Annotated in this window: 17 protein-coding genes; 4 read left to right on the top strand and 13 right to left on the bottom strand. The window is 68.4% G+C overall.

Annotation, left to right across the window (positions count from 1 at the left end; genetic code table 11):
- Positions 1 to 58 precede the first annotated feature (58 nt).
- Genes AAFF27_08450 through AAFF27_08435 form a run of 4 tightly spaced genes read right to left on the bottom strand, consistent with a single transcriptional unit; the run spans position 59 to position 3,480 of the window.
- Positions 59 to 502 (bottom strand): hypothetical protein, encoded by a 444-nt coding sequence (locus tag AAFF27_08450; GenBank protein ID XAH25207.1) that lies wholly within the window; start codon positions 500 to 502, stop codon positions 59 to 61.
- Positions 503 to 527: 25 nt separating this feature from the next.
- Complete coding sequence (locus AAFF27_08445) at positions 528 to 2,585, bottom strand: VC_2705 family sodium/solute symporter (protein ID XAH25206.1); 2,058 nt, start codon at positions 2,583 to 2,585, stop codon at positions 528 to 530.
- Positions 2,586 to 2,589: 4 nt separating this feature from the next.
- On the bottom strand, positions 2,590 to 2,892 hold the full coding sequence (locus AAFF27_08440; protein ID XAH25205.1) for a sodium/substrate symporter small subunit: 303 nt from the start codon (positions 2,890 to 2,892) through the stop codon (positions 2,590 to 2,592).
- A gap of 57 nt (positions 2,893 to 2,949) precedes the next feature.
- Complete coding sequence (locus AAFF27_08435; protein ID XAH25204.1) at positions 2,950 to 3,480, bottom strand: GGDEF domain-containing protein; 531 nt, start codon at positions 3,478 to 3,480, stop codon at positions 2,950 to 2,952.
- A 162-nt stretch (positions 3,481 to 3,642) separates the two neighbouring features.
- Between AAFF27_08435 and AAFF27_08430 the strand changes: the two genes are divergently transcribed.
- Positions 3,643 to 4,050 carry a hypothetical protein gene (locus AAFF27_08430; protein ID XAH25203.1) on the top strand — a complete coding sequence of 136 codons (408 nt, stop codon included), beginning with the start codon at positions 3,643 to 3,645 and terminating at the stop codon, positions 4,048 to 4,050.
- A 12-nt stretch (positions 4,051 to 4,062) separates the two neighbouring features.
- On the opposite strand, the gene AAFF27_08425 is transcribed toward AAFF27_08430, so the two are convergent.
- Positions 4,063 to 4,545, bottom strand: coding sequence for a MarR family winged helix-turn-helix transcriptional regulator (locus AAFF27_08425; protein ID XAH25202.1), 483 nt, complete (start codon positions 4,543 to 4,545; stop codon positions 4,063 to 4,065).
- Between the two features lie 45 nt (positions 4,546 to 4,590).
- Between AAFF27_08425 and AAFF27_08420 the strand changes: the two genes are divergently transcribed.
- Positions 4,591 to 6,087, top strand: a complete 1,497-nt coding sequence (locus tag AAFF27_08420; GenBank protein XAH25201.1) for an FAD-dependent oxidoreductase — start codon at positions 4,591 to 4,593, stop codon at positions 6,085 to 6,087.
- Between the two features lie 56 nt (positions 6,088 to 6,143).
- Here the strand turns inward: AAFF27_08420 and ppsA are convergent, their stop codons facing one another.
- Positions 6,144 to 8,534, bottom strand: a complete 2,391-nt coding sequence (ppsA, locus tag AAFF27_08415) for a phosphoenolpyruvate synthase (GenBank protein XAH25200.1) — start codon at positions 8,532 to 8,534, stop codon at positions 6,144 to 6,146.
- Between the two features lie 192 nt (positions 8,535 to 8,726).
- On the opposite strand from ppsA, the gene AAFF27_08410 reads away from it, so the two are divergent.
- Positions 8,727 to 9,548 carry a pyruvate, water dikinase regulatory protein gene (locus tag AAFF27_08410; GenBank protein XAH25199.1) on the top strand — a complete coding sequence of 274 codons (822 nt, stop codon included), beginning with the start codon at positions 8,727 to 8,729 and terminating at the stop codon, positions 9,546 to 9,548.
- Positions 9,549 to 9,659: 111 nt separating this feature from the next.
- Here the strand turns inward: AAFF27_08410 and AAFF27_08405 are convergent, their stop codons facing one another.
- Together AAFF27_08405 and AAFF27_08400 are read right to left on the bottom strand one after the other, a co-directional pair.
- Complete coding sequence (locus tag AAFF27_08405; protein ID XAH25198.1) at positions 9,660 to 11,462, bottom strand: EAL domain-containing protein; 1,803 nt, start codon at positions 11,460 to 11,462, stop codon at positions 9,660 to 9,662.
- Positions 11,463 to 11,557: 95 nt separating this feature from the next.
- Positions 11,558 to 12,502, bottom strand: coding sequence for a LysR family transcriptional regulator (locus AAFF27_08400; protein ID XAH25197.1), 945 nt, complete (start codon positions 12,500 to 12,502; stop codon positions 11,558 to 11,560).
- A 146-nt stretch (positions 12,503 to 12,648) separates the two neighbouring features.
- Here AAFF27_08400 and AAFF27_08395 point away from each other — a divergent pair, with 146 nt between their 5' ends.
- Complete coding sequence (locus AAFF27_08395; GenBank protein ID XAH25196.1) at positions 12,649 to 12,915, top strand: DUF2798 domain-containing protein; 267 nt, start codon at positions 12,649 to 12,651, stop codon at positions 12,913 to 12,915.
- Positions 12,916 to 13,008: 93 nt separating this feature from the next.
- Here AAFF27_08395 and AAFF27_08390 read toward each other — a convergent pair whose 3' ends face one another.
- The 5 genes from AAFF27_08390 to AAFF27_08370 are packed head-to-tail and all read right to left on the bottom strand — an operon-like array spanning position 13,009 to position 17,150.
- Complete coding sequence (locus AAFF27_08390) at positions 13,009 to 13,791, bottom strand: heme ABC transporter ATP-binding protein (protein XAH25195.1); 783 nt, start codon at positions 13,789 to 13,791, stop codon at positions 13,009 to 13,011.
- On the bottom strand, positions 13,788 to 14,825 hold the full coding sequence (locus tag AAFF27_08385) for an iron ABC transporter permease (GenBank protein XAH25194.1): 1,038 nt from the start codon (positions 14,823 to 14,825) through the stop codon (positions 13,788 to 13,790). Before AAFF27_08385 ends, AAFF27_08390 begins: the two co-directional genes overlap by 4 nt.
- On the bottom strand, positions 14,822 to 15,697 hold the full coding sequence (locus tag AAFF27_08380; GenBank protein ID XAH25193.1) for an ABC transporter substrate-binding protein: 876 nt from the start codon (positions 15,695 to 15,697) through the stop codon (positions 14,822 to 14,824). The genes AAFF27_08385 and AAFF27_08380 overlap by 4 nt, the downstream gene beginning before the upstream one ends.
- Positions 15,694 to 16,809: a ChuX/HutX family heme-like substrate-binding protein gene (locus AAFF27_08375; GenBank protein ID XAH25192.1), complete on the bottom strand. Its 1,116-nt coding sequence runs from the start codon at positions 16,807 to 16,809 to the stop codon at positions 15,694 to 15,696. Before AAFF27_08375 ends, AAFF27_08380 begins: the two co-directional genes overlap by 4 nt.
- Complete coding sequence (locus AAFF27_08370) at positions 16,806 to 17,150, bottom strand: hypothetical protein (GenBank protein XAH25191.1); 345 nt, start codon at positions 17,148 to 17,150, stop codon at positions 16,806 to 16,808. Before AAFF27_08370 ends, AAFF27_08375 begins: the two co-directional genes overlap by 4 nt.
- Between the last annotated feature and the right edge of the window lie 22 nt (positions 17,151 to 17,172).

Here is a 17,172-nt window from a genome sequence, read left to right as displayed (position 1 = left end):
GCAAGGCACCGCCAGCGGCCTGGCAAAGCCAGTTCCACGGTGTTTCTGGCGTAGGTCGCTAGCCGTTTAGCGCCTGATCCAGCGGCGCAAACTTGGTGGCGCCCACCGCATCGCGGATCTTGGGGGCCAGTTGCCGCAGCTCTTCCAGCCCGCTTGCCGCCTCCACCGCCAGATTGAGGCGAAAGCCGCGCAAGCCCAGCTCGGCCGTCAGCGCCGTCGCCACCGCATAGGCATCGTGGTAACGCTGCGTCGACGTACGCGACAGCGCGACAACCGGCTCGGGCACGGCCCGCACATCGGGCAATACCTCTTCCAGCAGGCCTGCGTCGACCATCGCGCTTACGTCCTGCTCTGTCACGCCCATACCGGCCGTGGCCTGCAGTACCTCCACCAATGAATGCTGGCCGTCGAACAGGATGAAGGCCGAGCGCTGGCGTGGCGCCAGCGGTACCGAGCGGTCCTTGAGTACGCGCAGGCCAACGGCGGTTTTGGTCAGAATCATGTGGCCCCCTTGGTTGGTGATGAGATCAGTGATCCCGCGGCCCGACCTGGCTCGCGAGCCAGGTTACCAGCAGGCCCACCGGCACGCCGAACACGCCGGCCAGCCCGGGCTGAATGTCCCACCACAAGCTGCCGTGGCCGGTCAGCCCGAACCAGCCGCGCAGCATGGGCGCGTGCACCAGCATGTAATAGAGCGTGGTGCCCAGCCCGGCCAGCATGCCGGCCACCGCACCGGCACGGCTGGCGCCGCGCCAGAAGATGCCCAGCACCATGGCCGGCACAAAGGCCGATGCGGCCAGCGAGAACGATGCCGTCACCAGCGACAGGATCTCCGCCGACTTCAGCGCCGCCACAAAAGCCGCGAGCATGGCCACGCCCAGCAGCACGAACTTGGTCAGGATCACGCGCTGCTCGGGTGATGGCGCGCGACGTATCTCTTGCAGCGCCATGTCGCGCACCAGCGCATTGCTGATGGTGAGCAGCAGGCCATCCGCGGTGGACAGCGCCGCCGCCAGGCCGCCGGCCGCCACCAGCCCCGACACCACATAAGGCAGGCCGCCCAGCTCGGGCGTGACGAGCATGATCATGTCTGCGCCCAGGCGGATCTCGCCAAACTGCAACAGGCCGTCGCCGTTGATGTCCTCGATGGCCAACAGCGATGAATCCAGCCGCGTCCACTGCGTGATCCAGCCCGGCAGCGCGTCGAAGCGTATGCCCACCAGGTTCTGCATGACCTCAAACTTCACCAGCACTGCCAGCGCCGGCGCACTGATGTAGAGCAGCGTGATGAAGAACAGCGACCATGCCACCGAGCTGCGCGCCGCCGCCACCGAAGGCACGGTGTAGTAGCGCGTCAGCAGATGCGGCAGGCCGGCCGTGCCCACCATCAGGCAGAACATCAGCGCCAGGAAGTTGCGCCGCGAAATGTCGAAGGCCTCGCGCTGCGCGGGCGAGCCGTCCGGGTCACCGGCAAAGGCCTGCAGGTGCGGCGGCAGGCCGCCCAGCGGGCGGGCGCGCTCGTAGTCCTCGCGCATGGCGCGGCTCCAGCGGGCACGCGCCACATCGGCATTGGCTGGCAGCGCGCTCAATTCACGGCTGGCGGCCATCACCTCGCCCACATCGGCATTGCCCTGGCGCAGCAGGCGCAGGCGCTCTTGACGGCGCTCGCGCTCTGCCGCCAGCGAGCCATCGACATCGCGCAGCCGGGCCTCGTAGTCTTGCGCGCGCTGCAGGTAGAGCGCCGCCACCTCGCGCTCGGCGGGCGAGGCGCGCAGTGCGTCTTCCAGGCTGCCGATCTTCTCCAGTTGGGTGCCATAGACCAGTGGCGCCAACGGGTTGCCCAACTGCTTGTAGGCCAGCCACGACACCGGGATCAGGAAAGCCAGCAGCAGCACCACGTACTGCGCCACCTGGGTCCAGGTGATGGCGCGCATGCCGCCCAAGAACGAGCACAGCAGCACGCCGCCCAGGCCCAGCATGATGCCGATCTCGAACTGCACGCCGGTCAGGCGCGAGGCGATCAGGCCCACACCGTAGATCTGCGCCACCAGGTAGGTGAAGGAACACAGCACCGCCGACAGCGCCGCAATGCGCCGCGGCCAGCGCCCGCCATAGCGCACCAGGAAAAAGTCGGGCACGGTATAGAGCCCCATAGCGCGCAGCTGTGGCGCGATCAGCATCGCCACCAGGCAAAAGCCGCCGGTCCAGCCCAGCAAATAAGCCAGCCCACCCGCCTGCCCCTGGCTGCCGGAGAAGCCCTGCAGATACAGCGCGCCGGCCAGGCTCAGGAACGAGGCTGCGCTCATCCAGTCGGCGGCGGCGGCCATGCCGTTGTACATGGGCGGGATGCGCCGGCCGGCCACGTAGTATTCCTCCGGGTCGGTGGTGCGGCCCCAGATGCCTATGGCCGCATAGACCATGACGGTCACGAACAGGAACACCGGCCCGATCCAGTGGCGCGACAGGCCCTGCCGCTCGGCCCAGCCCAGCAACAGCAGGAAGGCGATCACGCCGCCAACGTAGGCGATGAAGATGCCGTGCAGGCGCCGTGTGCCGGCCGGGGAATAGCCGCCGTCCGACGCCATGCGCTCAGGAAGCCCTTGCCGCAGCGGCCCGGCGCTCGGCGCGGTTCAGTACCGTGGCATAGACCACGACCACCGCGATGAAGACCAGCAAGGCGCCCTGCGCCGCCATCCAGTAGCCGAAGGGCCAGCCATTGACGTTGAACTGCAGCGCCCGCGCGTGGTAGCAAACACCGAAAGACACCGCGCCCCAGACCAGCAACAGCACGGCCCGCAGGCGCCAATGGCCGGGCGGCGGCAGATTGACCATGGCGGGCACGGGTGGCGCCCCCTCTATCGGTGGCGCAGGCGGGAATGCAGGAAAGGCCATGTCCCATCATCGCCGCGCCAGCCGGTGCGCGCCTCGGTATTTGCGAGCAAGCCCCAGCTAAGCCCGCACACAGTCACCGCCGCTGCGCCGGGCCTGCTGCAGCAGTTCGTCGGCCCGCTGCAGCCAGGACTGAATGCCTTCCATGTCCGGCCCTATCGCGCAGACGCCGAAGCTCACGGTCAGGCGCTCGCCCGCCAGTAGTGGCCGGGCGTCGAGCATCCAGTGCAGCCGCTCGACCGCGCACCGGCCGCCTTCAAGGTCGGTATCGGGCAGCAGGATGCCGAAGCGGCCGGAGCCGCGACAGCCCCGGATGTCGGTCGAGCGCAGCCGTGTGCGCAGCAGATGCCCGAAGGTCCGCAGAGCCTGGTCAGTGGCGGCCTGGCCGCGCAGGTCCTGAACGGCGCGCAGGTGGTCCAGCTCGGCCGCGACCAGCGTGGCCGTGCCGCCCGTGCTGCGGGTGAGCTCGAAGTTGGCCTGCAGCAGCCACTCCCAGTGCTCGCGCAGGTAGAGGCCGGTCAGTGGGTCGCGGACCTCTTGCGGCTCGGCACGCCGGACCGGCCTGAAGTGGCGGGATTCAGCGCCGCCCATGACGGCTCCTCAGCGCCACGGCCCTTGATCTGCCCATTGCTGGAACTGTTTCCATGTCCGGCCCCTCCCTGGGTGTGATTTCAGGTCAATATGTTATCTACTATCACGCAAACGTGACACAGACTATCACACACCCACGCACGGACTTCCTACCGTCGGAAGATGCCCGAAAAGACTCCCCACCCGGAGGCAGAGATCTTTGCAAGGCGCCTGCGCCAAGCCCTCGCCTCCGCCGGTATTGCGCCCTCTCCCACCACGGTCGCCCATGAATTCAATCTGCGCTATTGGGGCAAGGGCGTATCGCTCTATGCCGTACGCAACTGGCTCATGGGCATCTCCATTCCCACCCAGGACAAGCTGCGCGTGCTGGCACAGTGGCTCGACGTGCCGCCGCAGGAACTGCGCTTTGGCACAGAAGGCGGCATGGTGAGCGCGCGCGAGCCCGAAGCGTTGACGCGCCGCCTCACGCCCCTGGACCAGGCCATGCTGACGCGCTACCTGCGTCTGACGCCCCAGCACCGCCACCTGGTGCGCGACATGGTCGAGGCGCTGCCGGTGGCGCAGGAATAGGCAGGCGCCCGCTCAGCGCGGCGCACCACTTTCGATATCTGCCGCAAATTTCTGCAGCAGCCGCACCAGCTCGGCAACGTCCTGCGGCTCCCAGTTTGCGAATATGGCCCGCCCGATGCGCTCCCGCGCGGCGTCCACGGCATCGGTCATGGCCTTGCCCTTGGCCGTCACGATGGCTTCTCGCACTCGGCGGTCTTCGGCGCCTTCCTGGCGCAGCACCAGGCCCAGGCTTTCGAGCTTTGCCACTTGCCGGCTGACCGTCGTGTAGTCGCGCCCGACACGGTCGGCCAGCTCCACCACTCCGATCGGCCCGAGCCGCTCTACCCCCACCAGCAGCGGAAACAAGGCGCGGTCCAGCGAAATGCCCGCCTCCCGCACCATCGCCTCGTCGCGCTGGGGGCGGTTCATTTCGCCCACGATGGTGAGCAAGGCGCCGTGCAGGACTCTTAATTGCGTGGATATATGTGCATCTTGCACATTTTTTTGGGATGCCATAGCATTCACTCCTTTATGTGCATATTACACACATTGGAGTTCACCATGACAAAGCATCTTTCAGTCGACGTCCTGATCTGCGGCGCTGGCGCGGCCGGCCTCACGCTTGCAATCGACCTGGCGCGGCGAGGCCTGTCCTTTCGCCTGATCGAGAAAATGGACGGGCCTTTCCGCGGCTCGCGCGGCAAGGGCATACAGCCGCGCACGCAGGAAGTCTTCGAGGATCTGGGCATCCTCGACCGGGTCGTCGCGGCTGGCGGCCTGTATCCACCCCAGCGGGAATACCGCGCCGACGGCAGCTATGCCGAGTCGCTAGTCATGGAGCATGAGCCCGCGACGCCCGCCGAGCCCTATCACCTGCCACTGATGGTGCCGCAGTTCCTGACCGAGGGCGTGATGCGCGAGCGCCTGACCGAATTGGGGCAGCGGCCGGCGTTCAGCTGCGAGCTGATCGGCTTCGAGCAGGACCAGGACGGCGTGACGGCGCGGCTGACCGGCCCGGCAGGCGAGGAAACCATTCGCGCGCGCTATCTGGTCGGCGCCGATGGCGGGCGCAGCTTCGTGCGGCATGCGCTGGACGTCGGCTTTCCGGGCAAGACGCTGGGCATGCGCGCGGTGGTAGCCGATGTCGTGCTGAGCGGACTGGGACGAGAGGCCTGGCACCGATTCAACGCAGCGGGGATGGACACGCAGGTAGCGCTGTGCCCGCTCGCCGGCACCGAGCTGTTCCAGCTGCAGGCCGCCATCCCGCTGGAAGGCGATGTCGATCTCTCCGCCGCAGGGCTGAGCGCCATGGTGGCCGAGCGCACCGGCCGCAATGACATCCGCATCCAATCGGTCTCCTGGGCCTCGGCCTTCCACATGAACGCGCGCCTGGCCGAGCGCTACCGCGTCGGCCGCGTGCTGCTGGTGGGCGACGCCGCACACACCCATCCGCCAACCGGCGGCCAGGGGCTCAATACCAGCGTCCAGGACGCCTACAACCTCGGCTGGAAGCTGGCGGCGGTGGCCGGCGGCGCATCCGACACCTTGCTCGACAGCTACGAGGCGGAGCGCCGCCCCGTCGCGGCCGGCATGCTCGGCCTTGCCACCAAGCTGCTCGATGCCGCCAAGCGCGGCGATATGCGGCGCGGGCGCGAGGTCCACCAGCTCGACATTGGCTACCCCGGATCCCCATTGGCACTGGAGCAACCCGCCCGTACCCAGGGCCTGCTCGCGGGCGACCGGGCGCCGGACGCTCCCATCATGGGCGCCGCCGGCCAGCCGACGCGCCTGTTCGAGCTGTTCAAGGGCTCGCACTGGACCTTGCTGGGCTACGAGGCGCAAAGCCCCGCCGTGCCAGCGCGGCCAGGCCTGCACATCCACACTGTTGGCGCACACGGCGATCTGCGCGACGAAGGCGGCCACTTCCACCAAGCCTATGCCCTGAGGCCCGGTGATGGGGTACTGGTGCGCCCGGACGGCTACATCGGCGCGATCGTGGCGGCCAGCGATGCCGAGGCGCTGGAGCGCTATCTGGGCGCGGTGGGCCTTGGCGCATAAGCAAAAAAGGCGGGCCGCTTGCGCGGTCCGCCTTCTATTGCATGGAGCCCGGGGCGTCAGCCGGCCAGCTGCTTCCAGGTGTCGATCACGCTGTCGGGGTTGAGCGAGATCGAGGCAATGCCTTCATCGGCCAACCACTGGGCGAAGTCCGGGTGGTCGCTAGGGCCCTGGCCGCAGATGCCCACGTACTTGCCCTGTGCCTTGCAGGCCGCGATGGCTTTGGACAACAGCGCCTTGACGGCCGGGTCGCGCTCGTCGAAGTCGGCGGCCAGCAGCTCCAGGCCCGAGTCGCGGTCCAGGCCCAGGGTGAGCTGGGTCAGGTCGTTGGAGCCGATCGAGAAGCCGTCGAAGAATTCAAGGAACTGCTCGGCCAGGATGGCGTTGCTTGGCACCTCGCACATCATGATGACCTTGAGCTCGTTCTCGCCGCGCTTCAGGCCGTGCTCGGCCAGCAGTTGCGTGACGCGGTCGGCCTGGCCCAGCGTGCGCACGAAGGGCACCATCACCTGCACATTGGTCAGGCCCATGTCGTTGCGCACGCGGCGCATGGCCTCGCACTCCATGGCAAAGGCCTCGCGGAACTCGGCGCTCACGTAGCGCGCGGCACCGCGGAAGCCCAGCATCGGGTTTTCTTCTTCCGGCTCGTAGCGGCTGCCGCCAATCAGCTTGCGGTACTCGTTGGACTTGAAGTCCGACAGGCGCACGATCACCGGCTTGGGCCAGAAGGCCGCCGCAATGGTGGCCACGCCTTCGGCCACCTTGTCGACGTAGAAGGCCTTGGGGCTGGCATGGCCACGGGCAACCGATTCCACCGCCTTCTTCAAATCGACCGCAACGTTCGGGTAGTCGAGGATGGCCTTGGGGTGCACGCCGATGTTGTTGTTGATGATGAATTCCAGCCGGGCCAGGCCCACGCCTTCATTGGGCAACTGGCAGAAGTCAAACGCGAGCTGCGGGTTGCCCACGTTCATCATGATCTTGGTCTTGATCGGCGGCATTTCGCCGCGCACGACTTCGGTCACCTCGGTCTCGATCAGGCCGTCATAGACCAGGCCGGTGTCGCCTTCGGCGCAGCTCACGGTCACCAGGGTGCCGTCTTTCAGCAACTCGGTGGCGTCGCCGCAGCCGACCACGGCCGGGATGCCCAGCTCGCGCGCGATGATGGCCGCGTGGCAGGTACGGCCGCCGCGGTTGGTGACGATGGCGCTGGCGCGCTTCATCACCGGCTCCCAGTTCGGGTCGGTCATGTCGGTGACCAGCACGTCGCCGGGCTGGACCTTGTCCATCTCGCGGATGTCGTGCACCAGGCGCACCGGGCCGGTACCGATCTTCTGGCCAATGGCGCGGCCTTCGGCCAGCACGGTGCCGGTGCCCTTCAGCTTGTAGCGCTGTTCGGCCTTGCCGGCTTGCTGGCTCTTCACCGTCTCGGGGCGGGCCTGCAGGATGTAGAGGTGGCCGTCGGTGCCGTCCTTGCCCCACTCGATGTCCATCGGGCGGCCGTAGTGCTCTTCGATCACCAGGGCGTACTTGGCGAGCTGCTCCACATCAGCATCGGTCAGCGAGTACCGGTTGCGCTGCTCGGTCGGCACGTCGATGGTCTTGACCAGCTTGCCGCTGGCGGCTTTTTCCTCGGCCGTGGCGAAGGTCATCTGGACCAGCTTGCTGCCCAGGTTGCGGCGGATCACGGCGCGATTGCCGGCGCGCAGCATGGGCTTGTGCACGTAGAACTCATCCGGGTTGACGGCGCCCTGCACCACGGTTTCGCCCAGGCCGTAGCTGGAGGTGATGAAGACGACCTGATCAAAACCCGATTCGGTGTCGATGGTGAACATGACGCCAGCCGCGCCCAGATCGGAGCGCACCATGCGCTGCACGCCGGCCGACAGCGCCACCACGTCGTGGGCAAAGCCCTTGTGCACGCGGTAGCTGATGGCGCGGTCGTTGTAGAGGGAGGCAAACACTTCCTTCATCTTGTGCAGCACGTCTTCGATGCCGACGACGTTGAGGAAGGTTTCCTGCTGGCCGGCAAAGGATGCGTCGGGCAGGTCTTCAGCCGTGGCAGACGAGCGCACGGCAAAGCTGGCTTGCGTGTTGCCGGCAGACAGGGTGGCGAAGGCTTCGGCAATCGCCTTTTGCAGGTCGGCTGGGAAGGGCTGGGCCTCGACCATGGCGCGGATTTCTGCGCCGGCTGCGGCCAGCGCGCGCACGTCTTCGGTGTCGAGCGCGGCCAGGCGCTTGCTGATGCGGTCGGCCAGGCCGTCGTGCGCCAGGAACTGGCGGAAGGCGTGGGCCGTGGTGGCAAAGCCAGTCGGCACCCGCACGCCCTGGGGCAACTGCGAGATCATTTCGCCGAGGGAGGCGTTTTTTCCGCCTACCGACTCGACGTCGGTCATTCTCAGGTTCTCAAACGGTACGACCAGGGCGGTCGCGTCAAAGCGTGCAGACATGGGAGAGCTCCAAAGGTTGAATCCTGGCATCCGGGCGCGCGTGCACCAGCGGCCGTGCGGACACGGCGACTTTGGTGTTCTTCTAGGAGGTCGGGGCGGAGCATGGCGCGAATTCGGATAATCGGCCGGATTGTAGGCTGCGCCTTCGCTTCCTGCCGTACCCACCACCGCCCCGCCTCCCTCTGGAGCCCCATGCACACTCGCACCGTTTTTTACATTTCCGACGGCACCGGCATCACGGCCGAGGCCTTTGGCAACGCCATCCTGTCGCAGTTCGAGTTCAAGCCGCGCCATGTGCGCCTGCCCTTCATCGACACCGCGGACAAGGCGCACCAGGTGGTGCGGCAGATCAACCACGTGGCCGAGGTCGAGGGCAACAAGCCCATCGTCTTCACCACGCTGGTGAACATGGAGGTGCTGCACGTGGTGCGCGACGGCTGCAAGGGCATGCTGCTGGACATGTTCGGCACCTTTGTGCAGCCGCTGGAGAAAGAGCTGGGCATCAAGTCGCTGCACCGCGTGGGCCGCTTCAGCGATGTCTCCAAGAGCAAGGAATACAACGACCGCATCGAGGCGATCAACTTCAGCCTGGCCCACGACGATGGCCAGAGCAACCGCGACCTGGAGTCGGCCGACGTGATCCTGGTGGGTGTCAGCCGCAGCGGCAAGACGCCGACCTCGCTCTACCTGGCGATGCAGCACGGGCTGAAGGCAGCCAATTACCCGCTGATCCCCGAAGACTTCGACCGCCGCCAGTTGCCGCCGGCGCTGGTGCCGCACCGCAAGAAGCTGTTCGGCCTGACCATCCTGCCCGAGCGCCTGTCGCAGATCCGCAGCGAGCGCCGCCCCAACTCCAAGTACGCCGACCTGCTCAACTGCCGCCAGGAGGTGGCCGAGGCCGAGGCCATGATGCGCCGCGCCGGTATCCGCTGGCTGTCGACCACCACCAAGTCGATCGAAGAGATCGCCACCACCATCCTGCAAGAGGTGCGGCCAGAGCGCCTGGAGTATTGAGGCGCGGCCACCGCTTGATTTTGGCAAAAAGTGCCTCTAGCCCAGGCTGCGCCTGGGCTAATAGCTATATATCTAATAGCACCATGGTTTGCCGGCCACCTGCGAGGTGGCTCAAACGGCAAACAGCAGCCGTCCGCCAGGCCCCCAGATGCCTTCGGGCCTGGCCCATCGCGCTGCGGCCTGCGCGGCCTCGTCCGCCAGCAGCGCCGCCAACACCTGCGCCGGGACCGGCCGGCTGAAGTGGTAGCCCTGCACCACGTCGCAGTGCAGCGCCTGCAGGCAGGCTAACTGCTCGCCGTTCTCCACCCCTTCGGCCACCACGCCCAGGCCCAGGCTGCGGGCCATGACCAGGATGGCGCGCACGATGGCGTGCATGCCGCTGTCCTGTGCCATGTCGCGGATGAAGGCCTGGTCGATCTTGATGCGGTCCAGTGGCAGGCGGTTGAGCATGCCCAGCGAGGAATAGCCCGAGCCGAAGTCGTCTATGGAGAAGCGGATGCCGCGCTCGCGGCAGGGCCGCATGAAGTCGCGGACCACGTCCGGGTTCTGCATCATGGTGCTCTCGGTGATCTCCCACTCCAGGCAATCGGCCGGCACGCCCTCGGCGTCTATCGTGGCCAGGAAGTCGGCGAGGAAGCCCGGCTCCTGCAATTGGCGCAGCGACAAATTGAGGGCCACGGTGATGCGCGGCAGCCCCTGTGCCTGCCACTGCTGCAGGTCGCGGCAGACCTGCGCAATGATCCAGCGGCCCAGCGGCTGGATCAGCAGCGTGCGCTCGGCCAGCGGGATGAATTCCATGGGTGATACCAGCCCGCGCTGCGGGTGCTGCCAGCGCACCAGCGCCTCGACGCCGACGATGCGGCCCGTTGCCACGCTGACCTGCGGCTGGTAGTGCAGCACGAACTGCTGCTGCTCCAGCGCAATGCGCAGCTCGACCTCCAGCGTGTGGCGGTTCTCGTGGCCGGCCTGCATCGACGGGTGGAACAGGCGGTAGCCGCCGCCGCTCTCCTTGGCCTGGTACATGGCGACGTCGGCATGGCGGGTGAGTTCGCCACGATCGCTGCCGTCGCGCGGATAGACGCTGATGCCAATGCTGGTGCGCACGAACAGGCGCTGGCCGTCCAGCTCGAATGGTGCCTCCAGCAGCGTCTGGATCTTCTGCGCCACCTTGGCCGCGCCGGTCGGCCCGGCCGAGGGCAGCAGCACCACGAACTCGTCGCCGCCCAGGCGGCCCACGGTATCGCCCTGGCGCACGCCCTGCTCCAGGCGCCGGCCGACCTGGCGCAGCAACTGGTCGCCGCAAGCGTGGCCGAGCGAGTCGTTGACCAGCTTGAAGTCGTTCAGGTCCAGAAACAGCAGCGCCAGGTTGCCGCCCTGCTCGCCCGCTTGTGCAATGGCCTGGTCGATGCGCAACTGCACCAGCGTGCGGTTGGGCAGATCGGTCAGCGGGTCGTAGTGCGCCAAGAAGCGGTGCCGCGCCTCGCTGTGGCGCAGCAGCTCTTCTGCGGCGATCAGCTCGGTGATGTCGTTCCAGGCGCCGACGATTTCGCCGCGCCCGTCGGGGCCGGGCGCGGGCACGCGGCGGGCGCGGTCGCGGATCCACTTCCAGTCGCCGTCGGCGCAGCGGAAGCGGTACTTGCGCAGCAGCGTCTCTTGCGGGCCGATGCCGCGCTTCTCCTGCACGATGGCCTCGCGGTCGTCCGGGTGGATGTGGTCGATCCAGAAGTCGGTGCGGCGCACGAAGGCCTCGGGCGCATGGCCGAGCAGCTCCACCACGCTGTGCGAGACAAAGCGCATGCCAAAGTCGCCATCAGGCGCACAGACATAGAGCGTGACCGGCGCGTGGCGCAGCAGGCGCTCCACGTCGAAGAGGGCATGCGTGGCGATGGGGGCGGAAGCGGAGGCGAGGGTCATGTCGGGCGCGGTTCTGCAAGCTTGTTACAGAAGCCGCAGTACACCCCGGCCGCGTAAAAAAGGGAAAGGAGGATTTCTTCTTTCCATATGCTGGCTCAGCTCGCTGGCGGCCAGGTCAGTGCCGGGTGCCCCTCCAGCGCCTCGGTCAGAAAGTCGACAAAGGCCCTTACCTTGGCCGGCACATAGGCGCGGTCGCGGAAGCACACGAAGAAGTCCAGCGTGCCATCGACGAACTGCAGTTGCCCGCGCCGGCCGGGGCGCAGCGACAACGCCTCCAGCCGCCCCTGCGTCACCAACGGGCCGGCCACGAAGCTGCCGAGCCAGGCAATGCCGGCGCCATGCACGGCCATCTGCGCCAGCGTGTCGACATCGTTGGCGACGGCCGCCATGCGCAGCGGCGGGTCGGTGCGCTCGCCGTTGCGCTGGAAGGGCCAGCGCATGAAGCGGCCATCGACCTCGCGCCGGTAGAGCAGGCAGGCGTGCTGCAGCAGGTCTTCGGCCACGGCCGGGCGGCCATGCGCGGCCAGGTAGGCGGGCGCGGCGCACAGCACGCGGGGCACGGCGGCGATCTTGCGCACCACCATGCCGGGCTCCAGCGCGTCGCGGTAGCGGATGCCGATGTCCACGTCTTCCTTCAGTGGGTCGACGTGGCGGTCCACCATCAGCAGCTCCAATTGCACCTGCGGGTGGCGCGCGATGAAGGCCGGCAGCAGCGGCGCCAGCACATGCAGGCCAAAGGCCGTGGCGCAAGACACGCGCAGCCGGCCCTGCAGCGAGCCGTGCAGCAGCGACAGATCGGACTGCGCCTGCTCCAACTGCTCCAGCACCGGCGCCACGCGCGCCAGGTAGTGCTCGCCGGCCTCGGTAAGTGCCATGGAGCGCGTAGTGCGGGTCAACAGCCGCGTGCCCAGGTCGCGCTCCAGCCGCGCGATGTTCTGGCTGGCGGCTGCGGGCGTGATGCCCAGTTGCCGCGCTGCGGCGGCGATGCTGCCGCCCTCCAGCGCCTTGACGAAGGTTTCTATGGCGCGCAGGTTCGGCATAAAAACTGATGAATCGAAATATTGATTCGATACTTTAGCTTGGGAGTGCAGGAACCCGCGCAGGGCTACCGGCCATGCGGCCACGTGCCTACAGTGCGGGCACGGTAGATGCATCCGCCTCTGCCATTCCCTCTCTGTCCATTTCCATGTCCACCTTGCCGACCTCCCCCACCCGCCCGCAGCGCCGCAAGCTGCACCGGCGCCTGGCGCCCATCGCCTTTGCTTTTTATATGTCCAGCATCATGGCCTTCCTGATGTGCTGCGTGATCGTTGCCGCAGAAGGCGGTTTTGGCGGCGGCTTCATCACCCGGGTGCTGCAGGCCTATGCGCTGGCCATGCCGGCCGCGTTCTGCTGCGTGATGCTGGTGCGGCCGCTGGTGATCCGGCTGGTGGCGGCCACGGTGCATCTCTGAGGTTTCTGGTTACTATATTTTTTATAGCTATAAGCCCAATCCTCGCCTTGGCTTAAGGCACTTTTTCTTAAAAATTGCACGCTGGGCCTGACACTACCCAAACAGGTACTGCACCGCGCCATCCGCGCCCTGCACCCGTTGGCAGGGCGTGGCCCAGACATCGGCGATCAGCGCCGGCTGCAGCACCTGGGCCACCGGCCCGTGGGTGCAGCCCGCGCTGCCGCCCAGCACCAGCGCGTCGTCGGCATAGCGCAGCGCCAGGTTCAGGTCGTGCAGCACCGCCACCACGCCTATGCCCTGCTGCCGTGCCCAATCGCGCGCCAGGCGCATGGCCTGGTGCTGGTGCGACAGGTCGAGCGCGGCGGTGGGCTCGTCCAGCAGCAGCCAGCGCGCTGCCCCACCGGCCAGCGGCGACCAGATCTGCGCCAGCGCGCGTGCCAGGTGCACCCGGGCCTTCTCGCCGCCCGACAGGCTATGCATGCCGCGCTGCGCCAGGTGCGTGACCTCGGTCGCGGCCATGGCCTGCGGGACGATGCTGGCCTCGCCCTGATCCGGCTGGCGCCGGTGCGGGAAGCGGCCCAGCTCGACCACGGCCTGGGCCGTGAACTCGAACGCGACCGCGCTCTCTTGCGCCATTACCGCGCGCCGCAGGGCCAGCGCGGCGGCGGGCTGGCGGTGCACGGGCGCGCCGTCCAGCAGCACGGCGCCCGCATGCGGCGCGCGCTGGCCGGCCAGCAATGACAACAGGGTCGATTTGCCCGCGCCATTGGGGCCAAGGATGGCCGTCACCCGCCCGGCCTGCAGCCGCGCGTTGACGGTGGCCAGCACGCGATGGCCGTCGGCCGATACCGCTGCAGCGTCACACACCAGCGTCATGCGCTGCCCCGGAAGCGGCGCAGCATGGCCAGGAACATCGGCGCGCCGATAAAGGCGGTGAGCACACCCAGCGGCAGCTCGGCCGGCTGCACCGCCGTGCGCGCCACCGCGTCGGCCGCCAGCACCAGGGCCGCGCCCAGCAAGGCCGCGCCGGGCAGCACCACGCGGTGGTCCGGGCCGACCACCAGGCGCACCCAGTGCGGCGCGATCAGGCCGACAAAACCGACGATGCCGGTAGTGGCGGTAACCGCGCCCACCGCCAGCGCGCAAGCCAGCACCGCGCGGCGCTTGACCCGCTCCACCGGCACGCCCAGCAGCGCAGCCTGGGCCTCGCCCAGCGCAATGGCATTCAGCGGCCGCGCCAGCGTCAAGCCCCATGCCACGGCCACCGCGACGATGCTGCCCACCAAGGCCACCGCGCTCCAACGCGCACCACCCAGGCTGCCCAGCAGCCAGAACTGCAGGTTGCGCAATTGCTCGTCGGTAGCCAGAAAGCTGAGCCAGCCCAGGCCGGCGTTGGCCAGCGCGTTCACCGCGATGCCGGCCAGCAGCATCAGCCCCATGCGCGTGGCGCCACGGCTTTGCGCCAATGCATAGATCAGCGTGGTCACCGTCAGGCCGCCAGCAAAGGCCATCAACACCAGGCTCCAGCTGCCCAGCGTGTGCGGCAGGCCCGGCCACCAGTAATTGCTGGCGACGATGACCGCTGCCGCCGCCAGCGCCGCGCCACCGCTGACGCCGACCAGCCCCGGGTCTGCCAGCGGATTGCGAAACAGGCCCTGCATCAGCGCGCCCGACAAGCCCAGCCCAGCGCCCGTGGCAATGCCCAGCAGCAAGCGCGGCAGGCGGATATTGAAGAACACCAGCGACTCGGCCGAGGCGCCGGGCGTGCCTGTTATGGCTTCACCCAATAGGCGCAGCAACTGGACCGGCGTGATCGGATAAGCGCCGCTGGCGCTGCCCGCCACCACGGCGGCAAGCAACAACAGCGCGCCCAGGGCCAGGGCGGCCCGTGGCGACAAACGCCAGCTCATATCTTGGCTGTCAGCGCCAGTGCCCGCTCATGCACCTCGCGCACCACGCCCGGCAGGCGCGGGCCAAAGCCCAGCATGCGGTTGGCCTCCATGGCCAGCAGCGCGCGGCGGCGGAAGGCCGGCGTCAGCGCCAGTTCGGGGCGCTGCCAGAAGGCGGCCTCGCCGCCCTGCGCGTCTATGCCCTGGGTGCTGGTCAGGACCAGGTCTGGCGCGGCGCTGGCCATGGCTTCCGCGGTCATGGCGCGGTAGCCCTCAAAGCCCTGCATCACGTTGATGCCGCCGGCAAAGCGGATCAGCGCGTCGGCGGCGGTATTGCCGCCGGCCACCTGCGGGCTGGCCGCGTGGGCCAGGATGAACAGCATGCGTGGGCGGCGCGTGGCGCCCGCCACCTGCTGGCGCACTGCGGCCCATTCGGTATCGAGCCGGGCTTGCAGGGCCGTGGCATCGGCCTCGCGCGCGGCGGCGCGGCCCACGGCGCGCAGCTTGCGCTGCACCTCGTCCCAGCTGTGGTCGGCCTGCACCAGTTCCACCTGCACGCCGGCGCTGCGCACCTGGTCCAGCACCACGGCCGGGCCGGCCTCGGTGGTGGCAACTACCGCATCGGGCCGCAGCGACAGCAGGCCCTCGGCCGACAGCTGGCGCATGTAGCCGACCTTGGCCGTGCGCTGCGCGGCGTCGGGATAAAGGCTGGTGGTGTCGGTGCCGACCAGCAGCGACTCGGCGCCCAGCGCATAGACCATCTCGGTGATGGCACCACTGATGGCGACCAAACGGCGTGGCCGCGCGGCCGGCTGCGCCTGCAGCAGCGCCGGCACGGCCAGCAGGCCACCGGCCATGCGCTGCAGCGCGACGCGACGTGCGGGCGTGCTCATAGCTGGCCCGGCAGGCGCGCGACGATGTGGCGCCAGTCTTCGCGCTCGGCCTGGCCGGGCTTGCGCGCGCCAAAGAACATGGCCATCAGCTCGCCGTCGTGGTCAAAGGCTTCGACCGAGGTGACATGGCCGTCGTCGGTCGGCTTCTCTACCACCCAGACGCTGGCGATGCGGTCTTCGCGCAGGTGCAGGTTGAAGCCTTCGTCCAGCACATTGATCCACTCGGCGCCGGGCGCAGACATGGGCACGATGCGCTGCACCGGCCCGGTATGGATCTGGATGCAGCCGCCGCTGCCGACAAACACCATGATCGGCGTGTCGTCGGCCGCAGCCAGCAGCAGCAGGCGGCGGATCGCGCTGTTGTCCAGGCGCCGGGCAAAACGGCCTTCGACCAACCTGAAGCCCTGCTGCCGCTCGACGCCAAAGCGGCGCGTGATGCCGAAGAACTCGTGCGTGTCGCGCATGCCGGCCCAGGCCTCGGCAAAGCCTGCGGCGTCGATGGCGCTGTCGGGCTGCGGTGGCACGGGTGCGGGCGCGGCGGTAAAGACATAGCCCGCGCTGGGCTGTGCGAAGCGCGCCACCACCGCATCGAACGCGGCGCGGTCGCTGGCCTCGCGCAGGTAGATCTTGTGCACGGCCAGGCCATGCGGGTCGAAGAACTGCAGGCTTTGCGCCGGTGGCGCGGCCGGGTCGCGGCCGGGCTCGGTCACGGCAAAGCCGGCGTGCCAGCGTTGGAAGAAAAGGCGCAGATCGATCTCTTCGCCCAGCGCCAGGCCGACGTGGCCGGTGCTTGAGACCTTGCGGTAGACACCGGTTTTCTCGTGCACGGTGGATTCATTGCGTGTCAGCGCCATCAGCGGGCCGCAGGCCTCCAGTGCCTGCAGCAGCTCCACCCAGGGCCCCGCCAGCGGCACGGCGCGCAGCGGGTAGTCGTGCTGGCCGGCATGCGCGGCAATGGCCGTGCCCTCGGGCAGGCCCAGGCTCTCGGCCGCGTCCTTGGCGCGCTTGCCGCTGGCGCGCGCGGCCTGGAAGCGCGCGCGCACGTCGGGCGCGGGCGGTGCGGCGCTGGGTACGAAGGGCGCGGGTGCGGCGCTGGCGACAGTTGCGCTCATTGCAACGCCTCCGGCGCCACATGCCACAGCTCGCGCGCTGGCGCTTGCGCGGCCACCGCGCCGGCATCCACCAGGCCGTCCAGCCCGGCCTGGCGCAGCCAGCAGGCCTGCAGGTTCTCGACCGCGGTGCGAAAGTGCGGTGTAAAGGCCGCATGCCGCGCCAGGCATTGCAGGCGCACGACCACCTTGCGCGCCATGGTCTCGCGGTGCATGTCGCAGCAGGCCTGCGCATGGCCGGTCATGAGGGCCAGCGTGCCGACCAGCAGGGCTTCGGTGCAGGCGATGTCTTCGTCGCGCACGCTGTCGGCGTCGGTGTCGGATGGCGTCGAGGGAGATGTCATGCAAGGGCTCCGTGCAGGGAAA

The organism is Xylophilus sp. GW821-FHT01B05 (genome assembly GCA_038961845.1).
GTDB lineage: Bacteria > Pseudomonadota > Gammaproteobacteria > Burkholderiales > Burkholderiaceae_C > Xylophilus.
This window is presented reverse-complemented; position numbering and strand designations above follow the sequence as displayed.